This window comes from Neoroseomonas oryzicola, from assembly GCF_012163135.1.
Classification (GTDB): Bacteria; Pseudomonadota; Alphaproteobacteria; order Acetobacterales; family Acetobacteraceae; genus Neoroseomonas; species Neoroseomonas oryzicola.
Map to the genome: position 1 here is coordinate 23,370 of NZ_JAAVUP010000004.1, position 25,055 is coordinate 48,424.

Here is a 25,055-nt window from a genome sequence, read left to right on the forward strand (position 1 = left end):
GATCCCCCTCAAGAATAGATGAACTCGCCGGCTACCCGGTCCAAGCACCGAGCCGCCGGCACCAACAGGAACCGAAATGCTCACAGGCGACATCCGCAACCAGGTCGATGCCATCTGGAACGCCTTCTGGACCGGCGGCATCTCCAACCCGCTCGAGGTCATCGAGCAGATCACCTACCTCCTCTTCATCCGTCGCCTGGACGAGCTGCACACGCTCGAGGAACGCAAATCCGCCCGGCTGAACCGACCCATGGAGAAGCGCGTCTTCCCCGAGGGCAAGGATAGCCGCGGCCGCGCCTATGACGACCTCCGCTGGTCCCGCTTCAAGCACATGGCGCCGGCCGAGATGCACAGCGTGGTGGCCGAGCACGTCTTCCCCTTCCTCCGCACCCTGGGCGGGGACGGGTCCACCTATTCCCACCACATGAAGGACGCCCGCTTCACCATCCCGACAGCCGGCCTGCTGGCGAAGGTGGTGGACATGATCGACCACGTGCCCATGGAGGACCGCGACACCAAGGGCGACCTCTATGAATACATGCTCGGCAAGATCGCGACCGCCGGGCAGAACGGGCAGTTCCGCACGCCGCGCCACATCATCGAGCTGATGGTCGAGATGACCGCGCCGGGCCCGAAGGACGTGATCGTGGACCCGGCCTGCGGCACCGCGGGCTTCCTGGTGGTGGCGAGCGAATACCTCCGCCTGCACCACCCGCAGGTGATGCGTGACGACGCTCTGCGCGAGCATTTCAACCACCACATGTTCCACGGCTTCGACTTCGACAGCACCATGCTGCGCATCGGCAGCATGAACATGGCGCTGCACGGGGTGGAGAACCCGGACATCCGGTATCGCGACAGCCTGGCGCAGGACCATGCGGAGGATGCGGGGCGCTACACCCTGGTGCTCGCCAACCCGCCCTTCGCCGGCGCGCTGGACGCCGAGAGCGTGGCGAAGGACCTGGCCGCCGTCGTCAAGACGCGCAAGACGGAGCTGCTGTTCCTCGCACTGTTCCTGCGCCTTCTGCGGCCCGGCGGGCGCGCGGCGGTGATCGTGCCGGACGGGGTGCTGTTCGGGTCATCGAAGGCACATAAGGAATTGCGGCGCATCCTCGTGGAGGAGCAGAAGCTGGACGGCATCGTCTCACTGCCGTCGGGCGTGTTCCGCCCCTATGCCGGCGTGTCCTGCGCCATCCTGCTGTTCACCCGCACGGATAGCGGCGGCACGGGCGATGTGTGGTTCTACGACATGCAGGCGGATGGCTGGAGCCTGGACGACAAGCGCCAGCCGCTGCTGCCGGAGGAGAAGCTCGGCCCCGTGCCACGGGCTTCGCTGGATCAGGCCGAGCAGGCGCGGAACAACCTGCCCGACGCGCTGGCGCGCTGGCAGGCGCGCAACGGCGCCGAACGCGAGCGCCCGCGCACGGCGCAGAGCTTTTGCGTGTCGAAGGCCGAGATCGCGGCGGCGGGCTGGGACCTGTCCATCAACCGCTACAAGGAGGTGGTGCGGGAGGAGGTGGCGCACCGGGCGCCGAAGGAGATCCTGGCCGATCTGATGCGGCTGGAGGATGAGATCCGCGACGGGATGAAGGCGCTGGAGGGGATGCTGGCGTGATCCCGTTGGGTGAACTTGTAGATATCGCGAAGGGTCGCAAGCCTTCGCGGATCTTGGCGGAGGAAGCGCCCGGTTCCGTTAGGCTCTTGCAGATCGACGATCTGAGGCCCGAAGCCGTTCTCAAATACGCGCCGAGTGAACGCGGCATGGTCTACGCTGTTCCCGAGGACATCATCATTGCCTGGGATGGCGCCAACGCGGGTACGTCAAACTTCGGGCTGTCCGGGGCGATCGGGAGCACGCTTGCGCGCCTACGGCCGCGATCGAGAAACGTGGATACGGGCTTCCTCGGCCATTTCGTTAGGGCAAGCCAATCCCATCTTCGGGAAAAGGCGAAGGGTGCGACGGTCCCGCATCTTGATCCGGAAGTTCTCCGAAGCCTGGTGCTGGCGTTGCCTTCCCTTCCCGATCAGCGCCGCATCGCCGCCATCCTCGACCAGGCCGACGCGCTGCGGGCGAAACGGCGCGCGGCGTTGACGCAATTCGACGGGATGGCACGGGCGATCTTTGTCGAGATGTTCGGAGATCCAGCGGGCAATCCCAGACAATGGCCCACTGCCTCGCTCGGCGAGCTAATCACCAAAGGGCCGCAGAACGGCTTGTATAAGCCGTCGTCCGATTACGGGAGCGGGACGCCTATCGTTCGGATCGACGCATTCTACGATGGGCGCATCACAAAGCTCGCATCGCTTCGGCGGCTCCGGATCTCATCGGAAGATCAGATGCTGTTTGGATTGCGGCCGGGCGACGTTCTCATCAATCGCGTGAACAGCTTGGAGTACCTGGGGAAAAGCGCGCTTGTGCCCGAGCTTCCCGAGTGCACCGTATTCGAATCGAATATGATGCGGTTATCCGTCGATCGGGCGCGGGTTCTTCCTGAGTATGTCATCCAGTTTCTGCAATCACCCTTCATCAAGCAGCAAATTCTGGCATCCGCAAAGAACGCCGTGAACCAGTCGAGCATCAACCAGCACGACGTTCGATCCCTCCGTCTCTTCGTTCCCCCCATGGCGCTGCAAGCTCTGTATGTCGAACGCATCGCGGAGTTGGATGAGAGCGTGGAACGACAGCGCCGGTCTGCCACAGAGCTCGACGCCCTTTTCACCTCCCTCCAACACCGCGCCTTCCGGGGCGAACTCTAGCCATGTCGCAGTTCGGCTTCCTTAAGACGGAATGGCCGGACCTACATGACGCGGCGGCGCGCGCCGAGGCCCTGGCGCTGGCCGATGCCCGCGCCTCCGCCTTCTACGCCCGCCGCACCCTCGAACTCGCCGTCGCCTGGCTCTACAAGGCCGACAAGACGCTCGTCCTGCCTTACCAGGACAACCTCAGCGCCCTGATCCACGAGCCGAGCTTCCGCGAGGCCGTCGGCCCGGCCATCTTCGCCAAGGCTCGGCTGATCAAGGACCTCGGCAACCAGGCCGTCCACAGCGCCAAGCCCTTCAAGCAGTACGACGCGCTGGCCGCGCTGAAGGAGCTGTTCCACTTCACCTTCTGGCTCGTCCGCTCCTATGCGCGCGGCGCGCCGCCGCCGGATGGCCTCGCCTTCGACCAGGCGAAGGTGCCCAGGCCCGCCGCCGCCGTGGCGCAGCAGACGCTTGCGCAGTTGCAGAAGCTGGAGGCCGAGCTCCGCGCGAAGGACGAGAAGCTGGCCGCGCTGCTGGCCGACCGCGCGCATCTCGACGCCGAGCTGGTCCGCCTGCGGGAGGAAGTAGCCGCCGCCCGCGCCGCCGCCGCCGCGCGCCCCGACACCCACGACTACAACGAGGCCGCTACCCGCGACCTCTGGATCGACCGCCTCCTGCGCGAGGCCGGCTGGGACCCGGACGCCGCGAATGTCCGCGAGTACCCGGTCACCGGCATGCCCAACGCCAAGGGCGAGGGCTTCGTGGACTACGTGTTGTGGGGCGACGACGGCAGGCCGTTGGCGCTGGTCGAGGCCAAGGCCACCCGCCACGACCCGCGCAAGGGCCAGCAGCAGGCGAAGCTCTACGCCGATTGCCTGGAGCGCATGACCGGCCAGCGCCCGGTCATCTTCTGCTCCAACGGCTATGAGCACTGGATCTGGGACGATACGCGCTACCCGCCGCGCGAGGTGCAGGGCTTCTACAAGAAGCCGGAGCTGGAACTACTGATCCAGCGCCGCACCACCCGCCGCAAGCTGAAGGATGCGGTGATCGACGGGCAGATCGTCGAGCGCCCCTACCAGACCCGCGCCATCCGCCGCATCGGGGAAGCCTTCGAGGACGACAACCTCCGCAAGGCGCTGGTGGTGATGGCGACGGGGGCGGGCAAGACGCGCACCGTCATCGCCCTGGCCGACCTGCTGATGCGCTGCAACTGGGCCAAGCGCATCCTGTTCCTGGCGGACCGCGTGGCGCTGGTGAACCAGGCGGTGAACGCCTTCAAGGCGCACCTGCCGGCGGCCTCCCCGGTGAACCTGGTCACGGACAAGACGGCCGAGGGCCGCGTCTTCGTCTCCACCTACCCCACGATGATGAAGCTGATCGACGAGGCTCGGGAGGATCAGCGCCGCTTCGGCGCCGGCCATTTCGACCTAATCATCATCGATGAGGCGCACCGGTCGGTGTACCGGAAGTACGGCGCCATCTTCGACTACTTCGACAGCCTGCTGGTCGGCCTGACCGCCACGCCGAAGGACGAGATCGACCGCAACACCTACCGGCTGTTCGAACTCGAGACCGGCGTGCCGACGGATGTCTACGGCCTCGATGAGGCGGTGAAGGACGGCTACCTGGTGCCGATGAAGGCCGTGTCGGTGCCGCTGAAATTCGTCCGAGACGGCATCGCCTACGACAAGCTCTCCGAGGAGGAGAAGGAGGAGTGGGACGCCGCCGAATGGGGTGAGGAGGACGGCCCGCCCGACCGGGTGGAGGCCGAGGCGGTCAACAAATGGCTCTTCAACGCCGACACCGTAGACAAGGTGCTGCAGCACCTGATGGAGCGGGGCCAGAAGGTCGCGGGCGGTGACCGGCTCGGCAAGACGATCGTCTTCGCCAAGAACCACGCCCATGCGGTCTTCATCGAGGAGCGGTTCAACCTTGCCTACCCGCACCTGAAGGGCAGCTTCGCCCGGGTGATCGACTTCAAGGTCGATTATGCGCAGAGCCTGATCGATGATTTCTCGGCGGCAGAGAAGGCGCCGCACATCGCCATCAGCGTGGATATGCTGGACACCGGCATCGACGTGCCGGAGGTGGTGAACCTCGTCTTCTTCAAGCTGGTGCGGTCGAAGACGAAGTTCTGGCAGATGATCGGCCGCGGCACCCGGCTGCGGAAGGACCTGTTTGGGCCGGGGCGGCACAAGGAATTCTTCTACGTCTTCGACTTCTGCCAGAACCTGGAGTTCTTCAGCCAGGAGGCGGCTGGCGTTGAGGGCAGTGTCGGGGAAGGCCTGGGCGCCAAGCTCTTCAAGGCGCGGCTGGAGCTGATCGGCGCGGTGGACAGCCGCGTGGCTGCTGGCACCGCGCATGAGACCGAGCCGCCGCTCCGCGCCGAGGCCGCCGAGACGCTGCGGACCGAGGTCGCGGCGATGAATTTGGACAACTTCATCGTCCGCCCACGGCGGCGGCTGGTGGAGGCATACACCAAGCCCGAGGCGTGGCAGGCGCTGGATGATACGGCCCGGCATGAGCTGGCCGAGGGTCTCGCCGGCCTGCCGTCCGAGACCGAGGCGGAGCGGGAAGAGGCGAAGCGCTTCGACCTTCTGCTGCTGAACCTGCAGCTCTGCGTACTGAAGAGCGAGCCCGGCTTCGACCGCTTGCGGGAGCAGGTGGCGAAGATCGCCGGCGCGCTGGAGGAACAGTCGACCATCCCCGCTATCAAGGCCGAGCTGGAGCTGATCCAGGACCTTCAGAGCGACGCCTGGTGGGAGGACGTCACGGTCGGGATGCTGGAGACGGCCCGGAAGAAGCTGCGCGGCCTGGTGCACCTGATTGAGGTGAAGAAGCGCGCGATCATCTACACCGACTTCGAGGACGAGATCGGCGACGGCGTCCACGTGGAGTTCGAGAAGCTCTCGGTCGGCGACAGCTACGAGCAGTTCCGCCGCAAGGCACGGCACTTCCTGCTCGAGCACGAGAACCACGTCGCGGTGAACAAGCTGCGCATGAACCGGCCGTTGACGCCGACGGACCTCGAGGAACTGGAGCGAATGCTTGGGGAAGCAGGGATCGGAACGCCCGAAGATATCGAGCGCGCGAAGAGGGATAGCGAAGGGCTGGGGCTGTTCGTGCGCTCGCTTGTTGGGATGGACCGCGGTGCGGCGAAGGCTGCCTTCGCTGAGTTCCTGGCGGGCAAAACCCTGCGTCCGGCTCAAATTGAGTTCATTGACATCATCGTCGAGCACCTGACCGAGCAAGGAGCGGTGAAGATCGAGCGTCTCTACGAGCCGCCTTTCACGCACATCAACGACCAGGGTGTGGAGGGTGTATTTCAAGGAAGGGATGTGGACGAACTCGTAGCCATTCTCAGAAGGGTCCGTGATCGTGCCGCAGCCTGATCTCTCCGCCTCCGAGCGCTAGACGGTGTCGACGCGAGCAGAATGACGAACTCGCATGCCGATCCCCTCTGGGAATGGGGTGCCGAAGGTTGTTGCTGTGGAGTGATGCCGATGGGGTGGATCAACGGGGGCCACATTGCCAAGGATGACCGAACGGGAGGCTGGGGCCGCAGGTCGCTGAAGCCCGCTGACCAGGCGTTGTTTGGGGGCGCCGCTCCGGGGCGGGGTGTTCCCGACGGGAGGACGCACCGCGCATGAGCAGCTTTGGGATCGTCATTCGAGATGGGTTCCACGCGACCCGGGACGCCGCTTGGAATGCTGTTAACTTAGATACCGAGCGTATCGCGGTAACGGGTCTTAGCAGGGCAGGAAAGACAGTTTTCCTGGTATCAATGATCAGTAATCTGCTAGCGATGGGTCGCGGAGTGGCAGGGAATAGAAAGAATACGCTCCCGAAGCTGGCAGATCTACTCAGAGAGAACGATGCCTGCAGTTCACGTCTGCTGGATGCCGAAATAGAAAACGCCGGAACACAGGATTTTCCGTTCTTTGACTACGAAGGCCTGAGAGATCAACTTGCGCGGGGGACGGCAGCGACCTGGCCGCCCGTTACCGACCGCCCGGCGATGACTACGCTGAGACTGAAGCTGCGCCGTTCTTCGAGGCTTGGTCAGTTTGCGGGTGACCGCGTGCTGCGGCTCGAGTTGCTCGATTATCCTGGCGAATGGCTTATGGACTTGCCCTTGTTGGAACAATCCTACGAGACTTGGTCAGCAGAGGTCCTTGCCGATCTGTCGCAGCCTCCACGGTCGAGGTTCGCGGCGGAATTCACTGCTTTCCTGGGAGCGCTTCAATCCGCTGCGCCCGCATCCGACAAGACTGCGACCCACGGCTTTCGTCTCTATCGCGACGCGCTGCGGCGCGCCCGCGAGGACGCCGGCCTACGATGGCTGCAACCCGGGCGCTTCTTAATGCCGGGACCAGCCGGCGAGATACCGCTGATGCACTTTTTTCCCTGGTTGGGCGCACCATCGCCGGTTCGTGGCACGTTAGGTGCGCTGCTGCGCGATCGCTTCGAGGAGTACAAGAAGCACGTGCGCGCAGACTTTTTCGAGAAGCACTTTAGCCGCTTCACGCGTCAGGTGGTGCTCGTGGACGTGTTGGGTGCATTGTTCGCGGGTCGCGAGGCATTCGAGGACACAACGCGTGCCCTACGGAGTATCGGACAGGCGTATGCGCGGCTGCTGGAACGTGATTGGCTTCCGGGAAGAGGTATCAAGTCCATTGCGTTCGCCGCGACCAAGTCGGATCACGTCGACGATCTGCAAAGGGACAACTTGCGTAAGACCCTCCAGTACTACATCGAGGCCGGCAAGGTTCCGAAGCGTGGGCGCGCCACGTACCACACCGTCGCCGCCGTGAGGTGCACCACGGATATCGACGTGAGGGATGCGGAAGGCCGCACGCACCGGGCCGTCCAGGGCCTACCATTGGGTGAAAACCGGCAACGTCCGTTCCAGCCTGGTTTCGTGCCGGCAGGAGAGGTGCCGGAGGCCTACTGGTCGAACCCATATTTCGTGATGCCCCAGCTTGCGCCTCCTGAGTTTGCACCCGGCGACGCACATCCGATCCAGCACATCAACCTCGATGCCGTCCTCGCCGACTTGCTGAGGGATGAGCTATGACACAGGGGCCACGCTTCCTCGATGAGCCACAGCCCTCCTCCGCCCCAGGCGGTGCGACCGCCAATCCAGCGCCATCTCCGCCAGAGCCTGCGGTGGTCGGATTACGCGGTTGGCTAAGCGACGCCGAGGGCCCCCAAGGCGCAGTCCGGCACGGTGATGTTGCCACCCTGTCGGTGCCATCCCTCGAGCGGGCTCCATTTACCGCTGGAGTGATCGCTCTTTTCCTACTCCTCGTCGGCTTGGCCGTGCTCGAGTTCGTCAATTTCGTCGCCGATCAATTCTCACGATCAAGTTGGCTTGGGTTGGCTACGTCGGCTGCCCTTGCGCCGATGGCGTTTGTTGTTGGGTGGTCCGCAATTCGGGAATGGCGCAGTTACGTTGCTCTAGCGGAGATCGATGCCTTGCGACGCGGTCTGGCGAGCCAGGACATATCGATCGCTCGGCGACACGCTGAAGGCTGGATGCAAGCCATTGGCGTCTCCGCAGATGTCCGGAAGGTCATCATCAATGCGCCAGACGCGGCGACGTTGCGTGACCTTCTACGCGCCGGCCCTCTAGCTGAAGTCGAAAAGAGAACTTCTGCGGTCGGACATTCGGCAGCTGTTCAGGTCTTGGCGGCGACTGCCGTTAGTCCTTGGCCTGGTTTGGATGGAGTTCTGGTCATCTGGCGTGGCGCAAGGCTGGTCCGCCAAGTTGCCCAGCTTTACGGGCATCGGCCCGGCGTGATTGGTACGGTTGCGCTATTCCAACGCGTCGCAATCGACGCCGGTGCCGTGGCGGCGGTCGACATCGTTGTTTCTTCTGCGACAGAAGCTTTGTTGAACTCCCCGATGGCCGGAGGGCTAGCCGGTCAGGCGGCGGGCGCAGCCGTGGCCGCTCGCCGGATGTTGCGCCTGGCATTCGCAACGGCAGAGAGTTGCCGGCCCGTATGAAAGCTGAGGGAATAGTTGCAGGACTGCGACTGCGCCCGAAGTCGTGACCGCGCAGTGTATCCGCTCGATGATGGGGTTCAAGGCCGCGCAGCCGGATCTCTAAATCTTGAACTCATTTAACTGAATGTAATCCCGATAACTTCTTCGATAATCTCTCAATCTTCGGGCGCGTTCTCTATGACGGAAATGATCGCATCTTTTGCAACGTCCAAGGCGGCGCGCGTTACTTCGTGTTTCGCCGCCCACAGTGCCGTTCTCGCTGCTTCCTCCGCAAGATGGCCAATGGCCTTGTAGATGTCGTGTGCCTTATCACTCTTGGCGGCTTCAATAGCGATTTCGCTTGCCTTCAGAAGACCTGACGCACTCATCCTTGCTGCCGCTACGAAGGCCAATCCGCTGGCGGCTCCTACAGAAACAGCGATCGGCGCGGCCGCATGTGCTGCCCCTGCAATCTTGCTGGCAACTGCGACTACGGTATCGGAGGCGTCGCCGAGCGAACCGCTTGCGCCACGACGAGCCCATGGGGGCAATGGCGCTTCCTCGGCGGCGGTTCTCTCCGGGCGCTCCCGCTCGCCGGGACGGGGGGGCGTCGCCGGTGTGCTGGGGGGACTGGCCTGGCTCAACCGCGCCTTCTTGCCGGCCCATGGGGGCAATGGCGCTTCCTCGGCGGCGGTCCTCTCTGGGCGTTCCCGCTCGCCGGAAGGGGTGGTCGTCGCCGGTGTGCTGGTGGGGGAACTGGCCTGGCTCAACCGCGCCTTCTTGTGGGCCCATGGGGGCAATGGCGCTTCCTCGGCGGCAGATCTCTCTGGGCGTTCCCGCTCGCCGGGAGGGGGAGGCGTCGCCGGTGTGCTGGGGGGACTGGCCTGGCTCAGCCGCGCCTTCTTGCCGGCCCATGGGGGCAATGGAGCGTTACGAGCAGGGTCGATTTCCTCCTGCCTCGGTTCTTCACAGTCCGCGGTCATGGCCGACCTCGCTTGGCCTTACGCGCGATGTTGACTTATTGATTTCCGTAAATGCAATGCCCTTCGCGTAGATCGTGTTCTATCGCGTGTTGTAGGAGCGATTATCATTAGCGGGTTGCGCCGCCGTGTCAGGTGGTCACGGCGGACAGGCAAACGGGGAAGTGTTGCTGACGACGCCGGAGGCCGTCATTAGCTGGTCAGCAGCAAATCAAGACGTTTGCGCGTCCCCGATTTGAACCCACGCGACAGCGAGACGTGGGCATTGGCGTGCGCCAATCAATGGGTCAGTACCCGTCCATGAAGAGCACCATTTCCACCGCGCGGATGGACCAGGCGACCTGACTTCCAGATGCATCATGCGCCGCGACGCCGGAGCCATTCAACTCGTCCCGGATTGCCCGAATTAGGTCGGCCGCCGCGAAATGCGCAGACCAACGTCCATATCCATTCGGCCAGAAGGACTGAACGGGCTGGCTCCAGCGCGTGCCGCCGCGGCCAGGCACCTTGCCGATCGGCCAGAACCAGTCTGGCAACGCGCTGATCCCCGCCGCTGAGAAGATGCCGTCGGCCCGACGCACGAGCGACCACGACACGCGACTGTCCCAGATCGCGTCCGCCCTGTCCTGGTCTTCGAGCGGCGCCGTCGCGAAGGCGGCCACCTTTGTCCACCCGCTGTTCATCGGAGCACTGCCTGGCTCCCGGGTGAGAGCGGCGCGGATGACTGCGCGGACGATATCGGCGGTGACAGCCCGTTGCGGGACCCCACCCCACGCCAGGATCCGTTCAGCCCACTCTACCGTCCGCTGTTGCGCCGCATCTGATCGGTCGTCCAGAAGCCCGACAACTATCCGCCCCTCTTCCTCAAGCTGATGCAGCGCCGCGGCCGTCGGCTCGAGCCCGACCTCCGGGCGCGGCCAGAAGTAACTCGTCAGCCTGTTGGTCCACCCCACCACAGGCTGACCGATGCAGCGCCCACGATATCTCGGTTGGAACGGTTCCTCCGCGATCGTAGTCACGAGTTGCTTCACGAAGTCCTTCCGCCCCCTCAAGGCCGAAGGTGCAGCGGGTCTCGCAGCCCGTGAGGTGTCGTTCGTCGATATGGGCGCCGTGCCGACAGCTTCCCAGATTTGGCCGGCCCGTTCGACATCGATATCTGAAGCGACGTGCGCCTCGGCGGCGACCATCAGCGCAGAATTCGCGCGGATCCGCCCCAGGCGAGCGCACACTTCCGCGCGCAGTCTTGCACCCAGCGCATTTCTGCCCGTCGTGCTCATCACGGTTGCAGGCTTAAGCACGTGGGCGTTGGCCCGCATGAAGGGCCCTGTTGCCTGCATCGTGTTCCGGTAGGGCGGCCGAACGATGCGTCGGCAGAAGGCGTCAAGGCCGTGGCCGCGCTCCTGATCGAGAAGTGCTTGATAGCCGACGGCCGAATGCAGACGAGGGACCGCGTCGGTGGCCTCGGCCTTACCGAAGGACCGTGGACCATCGAACCAGACAAGCCATCGCGCGAGGAACTCATCCTCATCCATGGTTTGCTGGTTTGCGTGCGGGAAGACGATCATACGTGGCTCCTTCCTGTTCGTGTGGACTTCCGTTGTCGGTTCTGGGCGCGGCCGGCGACGCGCCTGGTTCGCTCAGTGAACGGTGGCCGGCGCGCCGAGCGCTTCGAGGCGCGGAGCCTCAATCGAGGGCGCATCCCGGAAGAGGAGAGCACCGAGCTGCATCATGGCCTCGTCCGCCATGCGATTGGCCCAGGAGAACAGGAAGTCGACAGTTTCCGTGGTATTGCGGTCGCTCCCGAGGAGCGTTGTCGTGCGATACCGGAGGCGCCCATCGCGGCCGCCGTACTCCACCGCGCCGAAGCGCTGATGGTAGTTCCGCCGCATAATCATCATGTTGACCGCAGCCTCGTGCGCTGCCGGCACCATCAGCGGCAGGTAAATCGTGATGGCGAGGACGCCGTCTTGTTCGTCGGCATCCACGAAAGCTTCATAGGTCGCGACGCGCGAACTGTAGGTCCATGCGAACATCGTCTCGGTGGGCTCGTGCTCCACAACGTGGACACCGCGGAAGCCCTGATCATCGATCCAGGTTTGAACGTTTTCCTTAATGCTCTTCATGCGCTTCTCCGTTGCTGTTGATCCGTTTGGGGGCACGACCGCGGCATGCTGCGCCGCTGGGTTGCCTTAGGCTGGCAGGCCTTGCTTGATCCTCCTCTGCTGCAGAAGCCTCTCTGCGAGGCTAGGCAGGTCGACCGGCCAGAATGCCGCCGGCCGTGGCCGCATGGCTCCGAAAGCAGCGATCGGTCGGCAACTAGCCACCTGCATCGTCCATCGCGTGGGGAGCGCATCGGCGCCATAGGCAGCGCCGAGCAGAGCCCCACAGATGGCTCCATTCGTGTCCGTATCCCCGCCCATCCCGACCGTGGCGACCAATGCCGCCTCAACGCTCGACGCATGCCAGAGCCGGTGGAAGGCGTTCTTCAAGGCATGGAGAACCCAGCCCTGGTTCGTCACCGCATCCGTTACGCCGTTGCCCGCCTTGGCTGCGCGCAACACGTCCGCGATGGCAGGACTGCCCGAGGCCTCCGCTTCCGCCGCCCTATGCATCGCGTCCCTGTCACCGCCGGCAATGGCGACGGCAATGGCTGCTGCGAAGGCGCCAGACGCCGACCTGGTCACAGGGCTGGGATGGCTCAGCAGGGCGTCCTCCCGAGCTACCCGCGCAGCTTCCGCAGGATCGCGCGCCCAGATGCCGACCGGAGCTACACGCATCAGGGCGCCATTCGCCTCGCTCTCGGCATTCGCAGCAGCCCGCGCGGCTGCAGCGCGACCCGACTGGGCCATGAGAGCGGCACGGAAGGCGGTTCCGGTTGTCATGCCGCAATCGAAGGGGCCAGAGGCGAGCCAGTTCGCATAGGCAGCCGCGACTGCATCGTCGCACCATTGGGAGCGGTCCGCGAGCACGCGCGCGAGCGCAAGGGCCAGCTCGCCGTCGTCGGTCGGCTGACCCGCAATCGTGTCCCAGGTTCCCCCATCGGCAAGATCCTGGACCCCTGCGGGGTAGGAAGCCGAAATCGCCTTGGGAGTTTGGAACTCGACGAGGCTGCCAAGCGCGTCGCCGGAGATCAGGCCCAGTAGGCAGCCGACGGCCCTCGACAGGCTCGTCGCGTCTGCGATCCCGGGAACGATGGGCCGATGCTCTGCCACCTCACGTGGACCGCGACCCACGAGACGCCAGTTTCGCACAGCGAGTTCCGCCGCCGCCCCAATGGCGCCACCGAAACACTGGCCGACCTGACTATATCCGTCCTTGGTGTAGGAGACGTCGCTGCCAAGCTGATCGACAACGGTGCCGCCTGCCCCGAGGAGCAGCGCGTGCCCGGCAGCGTAGTCCCAACTGCACGGTCCATTGAGTGAGACGCCGGCAATGGCATCGCCGCAAGCGACGCGCGCAAGCCGATAGGCAATTGAGGGCAGTGCCACGAAGCGCGCTGGCGCGACGGCCTCAGCATTCTGGGTCGGCCATCCGCTCGCGGCCTGGCTGACGAATACAACGTCCCCCGGCTGAAGGCCGCGCTTCGGGAGAAGCTTCGGCAACGTCTCGCCATTGCGAATGACCCCCGCGCGGCCTTCCGCCCAGGCAATGGTGTCCGAGCTGCGATCCGGCGGAAGTGGCGCGTGCACGACGCCGAGGACCGGTCGACCCGCCTTCAGTAGCGCGATCGAGACAGCCGTCCCGCGGTAGCCCTGAAGAAAGGCGCTGGTGCCGTCGTGTGGATCGACAACCCAGCAGTAGCCGCGGTTGGCAGCGAAGGCCATCCGGCGGTCTCGGGTCGCGCGGTCGTTGAAGCCGAAGTCTCCGGAGCAAACGGATACGCCCTGCCATTCGAAGGTTCGAAAGGGCTCTACCGGGGCCTCAGGCCAATATTCGTCGACGTGTGGGGTCTCCTCGCAGACCCAGCGCGTCGGGAAGAGGTCAACGAGGCGATCGCGGAGGAACAGCGCAATCTCGTCATCAATTGAGGCATGGCCGCGATTGCCGCGCGGCCCTTCAGTACGAAGGAATTCGTTCGCGAGCATACGGCCGGCTTGCTGCGCGATCTCGATGGTCTGTGGGAGAATGTCCTGTGCGATGTTCTTCAATATGATCCTCCTTGTGGATTTAGCTTGTGGAAGGCGCGCAAAAATACTTCGCCCCTCGAAGCGTATTCGAAGGGCGTGCAGCGATTAATTTTGAAGAGGCGCTTTGTATAAATGAAATTAGCTCTTGGTTCAACGATAATGCGCATTTTCGGACCGTCGAGTGGTACGCAGGTCCGTCGAGACGATCAGGTGGTCGAGCGACTTGGGGTGGTTATCCGACACTGATCAATGTTCGGCATAAGGGGATCCATGCCCCCAGCCCCCCTCTTGTCGAACTTATGATTATGGCTGGGAGGCATGAGCCGAAGGTAGCGCCACCTGCTGCGGTGTTCACCCCGGAGGCGTGAAGCATGGTGATGAGGTTGCCGGTCAGTTCGATGCGCTGCGGATCGCCCGGGTTATCGGGAGGCGAGATCACGACCCTCTCGATCAGCACCTTGGCGGCCTCAAACACCTCCTTGCGAACGTCGGCGTTAAGTGCCTCTACCGGGCGGCGATCTGCTGTGCGTAGACCGGGGCCATGTGGGGGGAGGGCTGGAGGAGCCGGCGGCGCCGCGACCGCCCAGTTTTCGAGTTCTCGCCGACGCGCTTCGAGTTCGTCCAGCTTCGCCCGCACGCCCGGCCCTGCGATCCCGTCTAGCATCGGGTCGGCCAGCCCCCAGGCCAAGGAAGCGCATGAAGGACAGACGGTCCTTGATCACGTACTCGCAGCGCTCGTCGGACAGCCCGTGCCTTGCGTGCAGTAGCAGCATCTTGAACATCAACACGTGATCGAAGGAGGGTCGGTCACCTTGGGCACCGTCCGCGCGCGGCGCCGCCCACTCCAACGCAGCGCGCAAAATGGCGAAATTCACCAGCGCTGCGATCCGCTCGAGGTCGTCATTCTTCGGATACAGCTCGCGCAGCCTCTCCTCCACATCGAAGAAACCAGGCCGCCGAACTGATGCGCGGGGGTCAGGTCATTGTTTGTGCGGCGCGATCCTTACTCCAGCAGGGCGGCGATAGCGGACGCCCAGGGCTGGCTCACAGCGACGAGGTCCGATACTCTTGGATTTCGTCCGTTAACCTTCACCTTCCAGTTCCAAGGGTTCTCGTCGATCATCGCCTGACCGCCGATGGCGCCCGCGACGGACATGAGATAAGCCTTCAGCTTATCTCCGAGCCCTGCGTCGATGAGAGCCGGTCGTGCTGGGCTGATCGTCACGGAGCCGTTGCGTTCAACGTACGCTAGGGCGACAGCTTGGCCCTCCCGGGTGGGTCCTCGTACTGCAAGCATGGAACGGCAGTCGGTCCAGACCCCGAGCTGCTCAAGCTCTGCCAGGCAGGTGCGCAGCCGTTCTGGCAGAGAGGGATCAACCTGGGCTAGTTCCCGGAAGAAGTCTTCCTCGGTCAGGGTGCGTCGTCCAGCGTCCGAGGTCGCCTCAGTAACGATGACAGACCTCGCCTCGTCGATGCGAACGATGTTCCGCTCGACCGACTTCATGCGATGCATCAGGCGGGGTGTCATGAAGAAGCGCCCCGGCACGTCGCCCCGATAGCATCCGATCTCAACAATTCCGATCTCGAACGGAAGACCTGGCAGAGCGCGAAGATCGTCGACGAGTAGCCGAAGGCTCGGAGGAACCGTGTCGAGCGCCAGGATTAGCAGCACTCGCCCCAGGTGCAGGTTATGATCAACAGCTTCCGCGAAAGCGGCCGGATCGATGCCGGCTGGTGCGCCGACAGCCTCGTAAATGGTCGCAGGGCCGGACGGTGTGAGAACGCCGCTTCGTTGCCCGAGCAGTTGGCGCTCGAGGCCGTCGTAGCCCAGCCGTCGAAGCGCGCCCGCATACTCGAGCGCCTGGGCCACGATCTCGCGGCGGGCCTCGCTGTTTCGGCCGAGTTTTACCTCCACAAGCACCACGCCGCCGAGCGGCGAGATGCCGAATAGGTCGATTGCGCGCGTCCCCCCATCCAGGAGGAGTTCCTTGGCGAGGGGCCTGAACTCGTGGAAGAGCGGGTCGACGTCTCCGGCCAGCAGAAGATCCGGGTTCTCGAAGAGCCGGTCCTGCAGCCAAGCTTCGGGCGACTGACCGCCCCCACCGGGCGGCTGACAGACCCCACGGGAGATCTGGAAGCGGTGAAGCCGGTGACCCTTGGGGTTCTGTTCATTGTCGAATTCGTAGATCATGCACGCACCCCTCTGTGACCTCGGCGAGGCGATCGAGCGTATCCAATTCTGGGCTATCCGAGCCGAGGTTTGTAACGAGCAAGCCGCTTAGAATGGATTGGCCCCTCCATGCGACGCGCGCGCCGTTCGCCTCGCCGACCAGGGCTGAAGGAAGTCTTCGTTGCCAAACGCAATGTGGCGGGGCTGACGCAGACCGAACTGGCGATCCGCATCGGGCGCCCCTAGAGTTTTCTCTCCGAGTACGAGATCGGGGAGCGACAACTCAACGTTATCGAGTGCATCGAGGTCGCGGTGGATCCGAGCACCGAGCAGGTGACGATCGTCAGGGCACCGTGCCGTGCTTTCTGCGCAGGCCTCCGGCAGTATCTAGTTGTTGAGTATGCTGCCGGCTCCAGATGGAGGGCCCGATGGAGCTTTACCCAGGCCGCTGGTTGCGCGACCCGGATCAGCCGATAGACTTGCCGGACCTAGCCGGGGTCATCTTGGCTAACTGGACCTTTCGCCAAGAAGGACAGGCAAGCGACGTGGTTGCCTGGCATCAGTACCTTCTGACGCTACTGCTGACAGAGTTCGGCGTGGGGTGGGAGGACGACATCGGCCCGCGCGAGGCGCAGCTTCGTGGGTTGCCGCTGATCGCCCGCCGCCTACCGCGCCTATACGCATCGATCCCTGATCCAACCGACGGAGTATTCGAGTACACCCCTCGCTCCGGCGAGCAGGCCGTCCTTGACCATCATCTGCCCTGCATCACCCAAGCGGCAGACGCGTTGCGCAGCGCTTGGCGTGCGTTCTTGTGCGATCTGCTTCTGCTTCGGTGGCCGGGGGCGCGATCGAGGACTACCACCCTACGCCGTCTGCGCGACGCTGGCCTCCCTGATCGGCCTGAGAAGGATGACGTATTCTGAGCCGATCAGCTGGGCGACCTGCCGCTGCTTGGGGATGCACCGGCTATAAGAGAGTTGGACCATGCGGACCCGCCTCCGCTCAGTGGACTGCAAAAGGCGGCGCCAAAGCCGAGATATCTCTCGTTCTTTGGCAAAGCCTGAACCGGTCCGCGGTCAAGGGTGGCTTCGTGTTGACGCGGTTTCGCGCAGGCTGATGCCGACCCCCGCATCATCCGACGAGCAGCAAATCAAGATGTCAGCGCATCCCCGATTTGAACCTGTCATCGGGCTTGAAGCAGGTTAGGGAGGAGACATTCGAGTTCGGTACAAGGGGATCCAGGCCCCGATCCCCCTCCCTTCTCTGGTCACGGGCAACGGCCACGGCGGCCGGACCCAAAATCCCAAAGAAGGTTGAGGGGGGTGAAGGGGGGAGAAGTTCCCTTCTCCCCCTTCCGCGTCTCACGCCGCCTTGCGCGCCAGGCCCGGCAGCCGTTCGGCGATCTGCACCGCGTTCAGGGCCGCGCCCTTCAGCAGCTGGTCGCCGCAGAGGAAGAAGTCGAGCCCGCAATCGCCGAACACCGGGTTCGCCCGGATGCGGCCGGCCTCGACGTCGTCCTGGCCGGTCGCGTTGATCGGCATCGGGTAGAGGCCGTTCGCCGGATCATCCACCACCTTCACGCCGGCGGCACGGCGCAGCACCTCCCGCGCCGCGTCGGGCGTCACGGGGCGCTCGGTCTCGATCGTCACGGCTTCCGCGTGCACGCGCATCGTCGGGATGCGGACCGCGGTGCAGGAAACCGGGAGATCGGCCACGCCCATGATCTTCCGGCTCTCCCACACGACCTTCATCTCTTCCTTGGTGTAGCCGTTGGGCTGGAAGACATCGATCTGCGGGATGACGTTGAAGGCGAGCGGCCAGCGGAAGACCTCGGCCTGCGGCTTCTCGCCATCGACCAGGACGCGGCGGCTCTCGCGCTCGAGCTCCGTCATGCCCTCGGCGCCGGCGCCGGAGGCTGCCTGGTAGGTCGAGACGATGACGCGCTTCAGCCCGAAGGCCTGGCGCAGCGGCTCGAGCGCGACGACGAGGATCGCCGTGGTGCAGTTGGGGTTGGCGATCAGGCGATGGGCGCCGATGGCGGAGGCGTTCACCTCCGGCACCACCAGCGGGACGTTGTCCTGCAGGCGGAAGGCGGAGGAATTGTCGATCACCGTCACCCCGGCCTCGACCATCTTCGGCGCATGGGCCTTGGCGAAGTCGCCGGAGACCGCGAGCAGGGCGATGTCGAGGTCGCGCACGGCGGCGTCCGAGAATTCCTCGATCGTGACGTCGCCGAAGGGCGTTTTCGTTTTCGTGCCGGCGCTGCGGGCGGAGGCGAAGAGCCTCAGCGAGGTGACCGGGAAGGCCCGGCGCCCCAGAACGTCCACGAGCTCGCGGCCCACCGCACCGGTGGCGCCGACAATACCGACACGCATGTCCCTCTCTGTCCTTTCGACGGCTGGAAGGGGCCGGTTGCATAGCGCAACGGCCGAGCAAGACCAATGCTTTCCTGGGAATGCCGCCCCGGGCGGGGGGCATGGCGGCCCCCGGGGTCGCGTCCGGGCGCCGGGCCACCTATAACGCCCCTCCGCTGTGATGATGAGTTCGACCCCGTGACGATCGCGCCGACCGACCTTTCCGCCGCCCGCGCCTGGCCCTTCGAGGAAGCCCGCAAGGTGGCCGCGCGCCTGGAAAAATCGGGCAAGGACGTCGCGCTGTTCGAGACCGGCTACGGCCCGTCCGGCCTGCCGCACATCGGCACCTTCGGGGAGGTGGCGCGCACCACCTGGGTGCGCCGCGCCTTCGAGCTGCTGACCGGCAAGCGTTCCCGCCTGATCGCCTTCAGCGACGACATGGACGGGCTGCGCAAGGTGCCGGACAACGTGCCGAACAAGGAGATGCTGGCGACGCATCTCGGCCGGCCGGTGACTGCCGTGCCCGATCCCTTCGGCACGCATGAGAGCTTCGGGCACCACAACAACGCGCGACTGCGCGCCTTCCTCGACGCCTTCGGCTTCGAATACGAATTCGCGTCCTCCTCGGACTACTACAAGTCCGGCCGCTTCGATGCCGCGCTGATCCGCATGGCGGAGAGGCATGAGGAAGTGCGCGCGGTGATCCTGCCGACGCTTGGGCCGGAGCGGCGCGCGACCTATTCGCCCTTCCTGCCCATCCATCCGAAGACCGGCATCGTGATGCAGGTGCCGATGGAGGAGGTGCGGCCGGCCGAGGACCTGCTGATCTGGCGCGACCCGGCGGACGGAACGCGCCACGCGACGCGGATCACCGGCGGGCACTGCAAGGCGCAGTGGAAGGCGGATTGGGCGCTGCGCTGGTTCGCCCTCGGCGTCGACTATGAGATGTCGGGCAAGGACCTGATCGATTCCGTGAAGCTGTCCTCGGCGATCTGCCGGGTGCTGGGCGGGGAACCGCCGGAGACCTTCACCTACGAACTGTTCCTCGACGCCGAGGGGCAGAAGATCAGCAAGTCCAAGGGAAATGGGCTGACCATCGAGGAATGGCTGCGCTATGCGCCGCCCGAGAGCCTCGCGCAGTTCATGTTCAACCAGCCGCAGCGGGCGAAGCGGCTGTACTTCGACCAGATCCCCCGCGCGGTGGACGAATACCTGCAGCATCGCGCGCGGCTGCGCGTCGCGGCGGACCCGGCGGTGCCGGCCTGGCATATCCATGGCGGGGCGGCGCCGAACGACCCGGAGCCGCCCGTGTCCTTCACCATGCTGCTGAACCTCGCGAGCGTGGTGAATGCGGACGATCCGGAGATCCTGTGGGGGTTCCTCGCGCGCTACGCGCCGGGGGCGACGCCGCGGACGCAGCCGCTGCTCGGTAAGCTGGTCGAGCACGCGGTGCACTACTACCGGGACTTCGTCGCGCCGACGAAGCGCTTCCGCGAGCCGAGCCCGGCGGAACGCGAGGCGCTGCACGCGCTGATGGCCGCGCTGCGCGACCGCGCGGCGGACCTCGAGGCGATGGAGCCGGAGGAGCGCGCCCGCGCGATCCAGGACCTGGTCTATGACGCGGGCCGCCGCGAGCCCTTCCTGCAGCCGAACAAGGACGGGTCGATGGGTGTCTCCCGCGCCTGGTTCAACGCGCTGTACCAGGTGCTGCTGGGGCAGGAGGAAGGGCCGCGCTTCGGCGGCTTCGTGGCGCTGTACGGCATCGCCGGCACGATCGGGTTGATCGAGACGGCGCTCGCGCGCGGGGAGACGCCGGTCGCGTGAGCATTGGCGCGCGCGCCCTCGCGCTGGTCAAGCGGCACGGGCCGACCGTCTTCGGCCTGCTGCTGCTGGTCGCGGCGATCTATGTCGTCCAGCGGGAGTTCCGCAACCTCCACTGGAGCGACATCCAGGGGGCGCTGCACAGCACGCCGGCGCATGCGCTGTGGGGGGCCGCGGGGTGCACGCTGCTCGCCTACCTGGTGCTGACCGCCTATGACCGGCTTGGGTCGGTCTATGCGGGGCATCCGGTGTCCTACGCGCGGACCTCGCTTGCGTCCTTCGTCGCCTATTCTCTGGCGAACAACCTCGGCTTCTCGACCGTGTCGGGGGCGGCGATCCGGTATCGCTTCTATGCCGCCTGGGGGCTGAGCCCCGGGGCGATCGCCAAGGTCGTCGCCTTCACCTCGCTGACCTTCGGCCTGGGCGGCTTCGCGCTGGGCGGGCTGGTGCTGGTGGCGGAGCCCGAGGTGCTGCCCTTCTTCGGGGAGGGCACGCCGCGCTGGGTGATGCAGGCTGCGGGCGTTGCGATGTGGAGCATCGTCGGGTCCTACATCCTGCTCGCGCGCTTCGTGCCGCATTTCCGCATGTTCGGGCACCAGATCGACCTGCCGGGCCTGCGCATGGCGGTGGCGCAGACGGCGCTGGCGAGTGCGGACGTCGCGGTGACCGCGATGATCTTCTGGATGCTGCTGCCCCCCGTGGAAGGCCTGACCTTCCTGCATTTCCTCGGCATCTACGTGCTGGCGCTGTCGGCCGGGATCGTGGCGAACGTGCCGGGCGGGATCGGGGTGTTCGACGGGGCGGTCCTGCTCGGCCTGTCGGGGCACATGGCGGCGCCGGTGGTGATCGGCGCGTTGCTGCTGTTCCGGCTGTACTACTACATCGTGCCGCTCTTCCTGGCCGGGCTGCTCTTCGCGGGCTTCGAGGCGAGTCAGCGCCGGCATGTCTTCGAGAGGATTTCGGCCGAGCGCGGCGTCGCCATCTCCTTCGAGGTGCCGGCGATGGGCGCGCTGGCGGTGATCGCGGCGATGGCGCTGATCGTCATCGGCGCGCTGCCGGTGAAGCCGAACGCGCTCGACGGCATCCTCGACCTGCTGGACGACGCGGCGAACCATTTCGCGGCCTCGGTGGTCGGATCGCTGCTGCTGGTCGCGGCCTATGGGCTGATGCGGCGGCTCGCCATCGCCTGGTGGGCGACGCTGCTGCTGCTGCTGAACGGGGCGCTGATCACCGCGCTGCGGGGCGAACCCTGGTGGCTGATCGGGCTGTTCCTGCTGATCGCAGGCGTGATCGGCAGCGCGCGCGGGGCCTTCTACCGGCGGGCGCGGCTGACGGCGGAACCGCTGACCAAGGAGGCGGCGGGCGCGATCGCCGCGGCGGCGCTGTGCGGGCTGGCGCTCGCGACCGTCGCCTACCAGGGCGCCTATGCCGATCTGTCGTGGTGGGGGCTGGTGCTGTCGGCCGAGGCGCCGCCCTCCCTGCGCTTCGCGGTGGGCGTCGCGGGGGTGCTGCTGCTGGTCGCAGCGGCGCGGCTGCTGCGCCCGGCCCGGCCGCCTGCGCTTGCCTACGATGCCGGGGTCCGCGCGCGGCTCGCAGCATTCGGGGCCATGGCGCCCGAGGCCTGCGGGGCCGACGGCGCCGTCTTCGGGGAGGGTGGGCGCGCCGGCTTCGCCTTCGTGAAGCGCGACGGCATCTGGCTCGGCCTCGGCGATCCGGCGGGGGAGGAGCGGGACCGGGTCTCGGCGATCTGGCGGTTCCGGGACATCTGCGCCCAGGCGGGTGTCGACCCGGCCTTCTGGCGCGTCGGGCCGGACCTGCTGCGCGTCTATGGCGATATCGGCCTGACGCCGTTCCCGCTGGCCTCGGACCCGGCGCCGCGCTTCCTGGTCTGCCGTGCGGAACGGGACCTCGAGGCGCTCATGCCGTTGCTGCCCGGGGGCGCCGATGCCCCCTGAAGCGCTTGCAAGACCGGGCCGGGCGGGCCATTCCACCGCCGCCCGCCCCAGCCAAGAGGGAGTTCCATGCGCATCGCCATGATCGGCGCCGGCTATGTCGGCCTCGTCTCCGGCGCGTGCTTCGCCGAATTCGGCGTCGACGTGACCGTGATGGACGTCGACCCCGACAAGATCGAGGGCCTGCGCGCGGGCCGCATGCCGATCTACGAGCCGGGGCTCGACAAGCTGGTCGCCGAGAATGTCAGGGACGGGCGGCTGTCCTTCACCACAGACCTGTCCGAGGCGGTGAAGGGGGCGGATGCGGTCTTCCTCGCGGTCGGCACGCCGACGCGGCGCGGGGACGGGCATGCCGACCTGACCTATGTCTACGCGGCGGCCGAGCAGGTGGCGAAGGCGGCCGACGGGCCGCTGGTGATCGTCACCAAGTCGACCGTGCCGGTCGGGACGGGGCGGGAGGTGCAGGCGATCGTCCGCCGCGTGCGGCCGGAGGCGAAGATCTCGGTCGCCTCGAACCCCGAATTCCTGCGCGAGGGCAGCGCGATTGGCGACTTCATGCGGCCTGACCGTGTGGTGATCGGGGTCGATGACGAGCACGCCACCACCGTGTTGAAGCGGCTCTACCGGCCGCTCTACCTGATCGAGACGCCGGTGCTCGCCGTCAGCATCGAGAGCGCGGAACTGATCAAGTACGCCGCCAACGCCTTCCTCGCGACCAAGATCACCTTCATCAACGAGATCGCGGACCTTTGCGAGAAGGTGGGCGCGGACGTGCACGACGTGGCGCGGGGCATGGGGCTGGATGGCCGCATCGGGCGGAAGTTCCTCCATCCCGGCCCGGGCTATGGCGGGTCGTGCTTCCCCAAGGACACGCTGGCGCTGGCGCGCACCGCGCAGGATGCCGGGGCGCCGGTGCGCCTGGTCGAGACGACCATCGCGGTGAACGAGGCGCGCAAGGCGCAGATGGCCGACCGGATCATCGCCGCCCTGGGCGACAGCCCGGCGGGCAAGCGGGTCGCGGTGCTGGGCGTGACCTTCAAGCCCGAGACGGACGACATGCGCGACGCGCCGTCGCTGGTGATCCTGCCGCGGCTGGTCGCGGCCGGGGTGCAGGTAGTCGCCTTCGACCCGCAGCCGGCCCATGCGCGGCAGGCCCTGCCGGCGGCGGTGGAGTTCGCCGGCAGCGCCATGGCCGCGGTACAGCAGGCCGATGCGCTGGTGGTGCTGACGGAATGGAACGAGTTCCGCGCCCTGCCACCGGATCGCCTCAAGTCCGCCATGAAGGGCGGGATTGTTCTCGACCTTCGCAATGTCTGGGATCCGGCTGCGATGCGCGCGGCCGGCTTCACCTATTCCTCCATCGGCCGCCCCTGAGGGAACGACCATGACCGCCTTCCGCCACCGCTTCGATTCCACGGTGCTCCGCGAATACGACATCCGCGGGATCGTCGGGCAGACCCTGAAGCCGGAGGACGCCTTCGCGATCGGCCGCTGCTTCGGGTCCGTCGTCGTGCGCGCCGGCGGCAAGCGGGTCGCGGTGGGCTATGACGGGCGGCTGTCCTCGCCGGAGCTTGAGGCGCAGCTGGTCGCGGGCCTGCGCGCCTGCGGGCTCGAGGTGTGCCGGATCGGGCTCTGTGCGACGCCGATGCTGTATTTCGCGGCCTATGACCTGCAGGCCGACGGGGCGGCGATGGTCACCGGCAGCCACAACCCGCCGAACTACAACGGCTTCAAGATGATGATCGGCAAGAAGCCCTTCTACGGCAGCGCGATCCAGGAGATCGGGCGCATGGCCGCGGAGGGCGACGTGGTGCCGGAAAGCCGCGGCAGCGATCGCCAGGTCGACATCGCCGCGAGCTACGCCGACCGCGTCCTGCAGGACTGGGACGGCGGCGACCGAAAGCTGAAGGTCGTGTGGGACCCGGGCAATGGCTCGGCCGGGCCGATCGTGAAGGCGCTCGCCTCGCGGCTGCCGGGGACGCATTTCGTCATCAACGGCGAGGTCGACGGCACCTTCCCGAACCACCACCCGGATCCGACGGTGGCCAAGAACCTCGAGCAGATCATCGCCGAGGTGAAGCGCGAGAAGGCCGACCTCGGCATCGCCTTCGACGGTGACGGCGACCGCATCGGCGTGGTCGACAATGAGGGCCACATCTTCTTCGGCGACCAGCTGCTGGTCGTGCTGGCGCGCGACGTGCTGAAGTCCAAGCCTGGCGGGACCATCATCGCCGACGTGAAGGCGTCCCAGGTGCTGTTCGACGAGGTGGCGAAGGCCGGCGGCAATCCGCTGATGTGGAAGACCGGGCATTCGCTGATCAAGGCGAAGATGGCCGAGACCGGCAGCCCGCTCGCCGGCGAGATGTCGGGGCACATCTTCTTCGCCGACAAGTGGTACGGCTTCGACGACGCGCCGTATTCGGCCGTCCGGCTGCTCGGCATCGTCGCGCGCATGAGCGAGAGCCTTTCGACCGTGCGCGCCGCGCTGCCGCAGGTGATCAACACGCCAGAGCTGCGCTTCAACTGCGAGGAAGCCCGCAAGTTCGAGGTGGTGAAGGAGGTCAAGGACCGCCTCGCCGCCGAGGGGGCCAAGGTGCAGGACGTCGACGGCGTGCGCGTGCTGACCGAGGATGGCTGGTGGCTGCTGCGTGCGTCGAACACCCAGGCGGTGCTGGTGGCGCGCTGCGAGGCGTCGAGCGAGGCGGGTCTCGAGCGGCTCAAGGCGCAGCTCGTGAAGCAGCTGGTGGCGAGCGGGCTCGAGGCGCCGGATTTCTCGGCCGAGAACGCGGGTCACTGACGGTCGCCGAAGGCGAGCGTCAGTAGGTTTCTTGATCCCTCAGACGGCGGGCGGCCGGCATCCGCCGGCCTTGCCTTCGCGCCGTGCACTGGCGTGCTGGCCGCGGTTGGCGATCTGG

Annotated in this window: 17 protein-coding genes; 10 read left to right on the plus strand and 7 right to left on the minus strand. The window is 66.0% G+C overall.

Features of this window, described 5'->3' with window-relative positions:
- Positions 1-76: 76 nt before the first annotated feature.
- The 5 genes from GWK15_RS14945 to GWK15_RS14965 all read left to right on the plus strand — a co-directional run bounded on the left by GWK15_RS14945 (position 77) and on the right by GWK15_RS14965 (position 8,754).
- Entirely contained in the window at positions 77-1,615 is a 1,539-nt protein-coding gene (locus GWK15_RS14945) for a type I restriction-modification system subunit M (RefSeq protein WP_168042157.1), read from the plus strand.
- Complete coding sequence (locus tag GWK15_RS14950; RefSeq protein ID WP_168042158.1) at positions 1,612-2,757, plus strand: restriction endonuclease subunit S; 1,146 nt, start codon at positions 1,612-1,614, stop codon at positions 2,755-2,757. Before GWK15_RS14945 ends, GWK15_RS14950 begins: the two co-directional genes overlap by 4 nt.
- A gap of 2 nt (positions 2,758-2,759) precedes the next feature.
- Positions 2,760-6,137, plus strand: a complete 3,378-nt coding sequence (locus GWK15_RS14955) for a DEAD/DEAH box helicase family protein (RefSeq protein ID WP_168042159.1) — start codon at positions 2,760-2,762, stop codon at positions 6,135-6,137.
- 254 nt (positions 6,138-6,391) lie between these two features.
- Positions 6,392-7,822 carry a YcjX family protein gene (locus GWK15_RS14960; protein WP_168042160.1) on the plus strand — a complete coding sequence of 477 codons (1,431 nt, stop codon included), beginning with the start codon at positions 6,392-6,394 and terminating at the stop codon, positions 7,820-7,822.
- Positions 7,823-8,067: 245 nt separating this feature from the next.
- Positions 8,068-8,754: a DUF697 domain-containing protein gene (locus tag GWK15_RS14965; protein WP_338147275.1), complete on the plus strand. Its 687-nt coding sequence runs from the start codon at positions 8,068-8,070 to the stop codon at positions 8,752-8,754.
- Positions 8,755-8,909: 155 nt separating this feature from the next.
- Here GWK15_RS14965 and GWK15_RS14970 read toward each other — a convergent pair whose 3' ends face one another.
- From GWK15_RS14970 to GWK15_RS14995, 6 genes are all read right to left on the minus strand, one after another.
- The gene (locus tag GWK15_RS14970; RefSeq protein ID WP_168042162.1) at positions 8,910-9,503 is read right to left on the minus strand and encodes a hypothetical protein; all 594 of its coding nucleotides are present in this window, start codon (positions 9,501-9,503) and stop codon (positions 8,910-8,912) included.
- A 497-nt stretch (positions 9,504-10,000) separates the two neighbouring features.
- On the minus strand, positions 10,001-11,278 hold the full coding sequence (locus tag GWK15_RS14975; RefSeq protein ID WP_168042163.1) for a hypothetical protein: 1,278 nt from the start codon (positions 11,276-11,278) through the stop codon (positions 10,001-10,003).
- A 72-nt stretch (positions 11,279-11,350) separates the two neighbouring features.
- On the minus strand, positions 11,351-11,836 hold the full coding sequence (locus tag GWK15_RS14980; protein WP_168042164.1) for a YbjN domain-containing protein: 486 nt from the start codon (positions 11,834-11,836) through the stop codon (positions 11,351-11,353).
- A 66-nt stretch (positions 11,837-11,902) separates the two neighbouring features.
- Positions 11,903-13,861, minus strand: a complete 1,959-nt coding sequence (locus tag GWK15_RS14985) for an inositol monophosphatase family protein (RefSeq protein ID WP_168042165.1) — start codon at positions 13,859-13,861, stop codon at positions 11,903-11,905.
- A 473-nt stretch (positions 13,862-14,334) separates the two neighbouring features.
- Positions 14,335-14,778 (minus strand): transposase, encoded by a 444-nt coding sequence (locus GWK15_RS26705; RefSeq protein WP_209442230.1) that lies wholly within the window; start codon positions 14,776-14,778, stop codon positions 14,335-14,337.
- A gap of 65 nt (positions 14,779-14,843) precedes the next feature.
- Positions 14,844-16,031, minus strand: a complete 1,188-nt coding sequence (locus GWK15_RS14995; RefSeq protein ID WP_168042166.1) for a PDDEXK family nuclease — start codon at positions 16,029-16,031, stop codon at positions 14,844-14,846.
- Between the two features lie 407 nt (positions 16,032-16,438).
- On the opposite strand from GWK15_RS14995, the gene GWK15_RS15000 reads away from it, so the two are divergent.
- Positions 16,439-16,936, plus strand: coding sequence for a hypothetical protein (locus GWK15_RS15000; protein WP_168042167.1), 498 nt, complete (start codon positions 16,439-16,441; stop codon positions 16,934-16,936).
- Between the two features lie 438 nt (positions 16,937-17,374).
- Here the strand turns inward: GWK15_RS15000 and GWK15_RS15005 are convergent, their stop codons facing one another.
- On the minus strand, positions 17,375-18,388 hold the full coding sequence (locus tag GWK15_RS15005; protein ID WP_168042168.1) for an aspartate-semialdehyde dehydrogenase: 1,014 nt from the start codon (positions 18,386-18,388) through the stop codon (positions 17,375-17,377).
- A 183-nt stretch (positions 18,389-18,571) separates the two neighbouring features.
- Between GWK15_RS15005 and GWK15_RS15010 the strand changes: the two genes are divergently transcribed.
- From GWK15_RS15010 to pgmG, 4 genes are all read left to right on the plus strand, one after another.
- Positions 18,572-20,191, plus strand: a complete 1,620-nt coding sequence (locus GWK15_RS15010) for a lysine--tRNA ligase (RefSeq protein ID WP_408891897.1) — start codon at positions 18,572-18,574, stop codon at positions 20,189-20,191.
- Positions 20,188-22,143 carry a lysylphosphatidylglycerol synthase domain-containing protein gene (locus GWK15_RS15015; RefSeq protein ID WP_338147264.1) on the plus strand — a complete coding sequence of 652 codons (1,956 nt, stop codon included), beginning with the start codon at positions 20,188-20,190 and terminating at the stop codon, positions 22,141-22,143. The genes GWK15_RS15010 and GWK15_RS15015 overlap by 4 nt, the downstream gene beginning before the upstream one ends.
- 66 nt (positions 22,144-22,209) lie before the next feature.
- Positions 22,210-23,514, plus strand: coding sequence for a UDP-glucose dehydrogenase family protein (locus tag GWK15_RS15020; RefSeq protein ID WP_168042170.1), 1,305 nt, complete (start codon positions 22,210-22,212; stop codon positions 23,512-23,514).
- Positions 23,515-23,524: 10 nt separating this feature from the next.
- A complete protein-coding gene (pgmG, locus tag GWK15_RS15025) occupies positions 23,525-24,937 on the plus strand; it encodes a phosphoglucomutase/phosphomannomutase PgmG (protein ID WP_168042171.1) in 1,413 nt (470 codons plus the stop codon).
- The last annotated feature ends 118 nt before the right edge of the window (positions 24,938-25,055 follow it).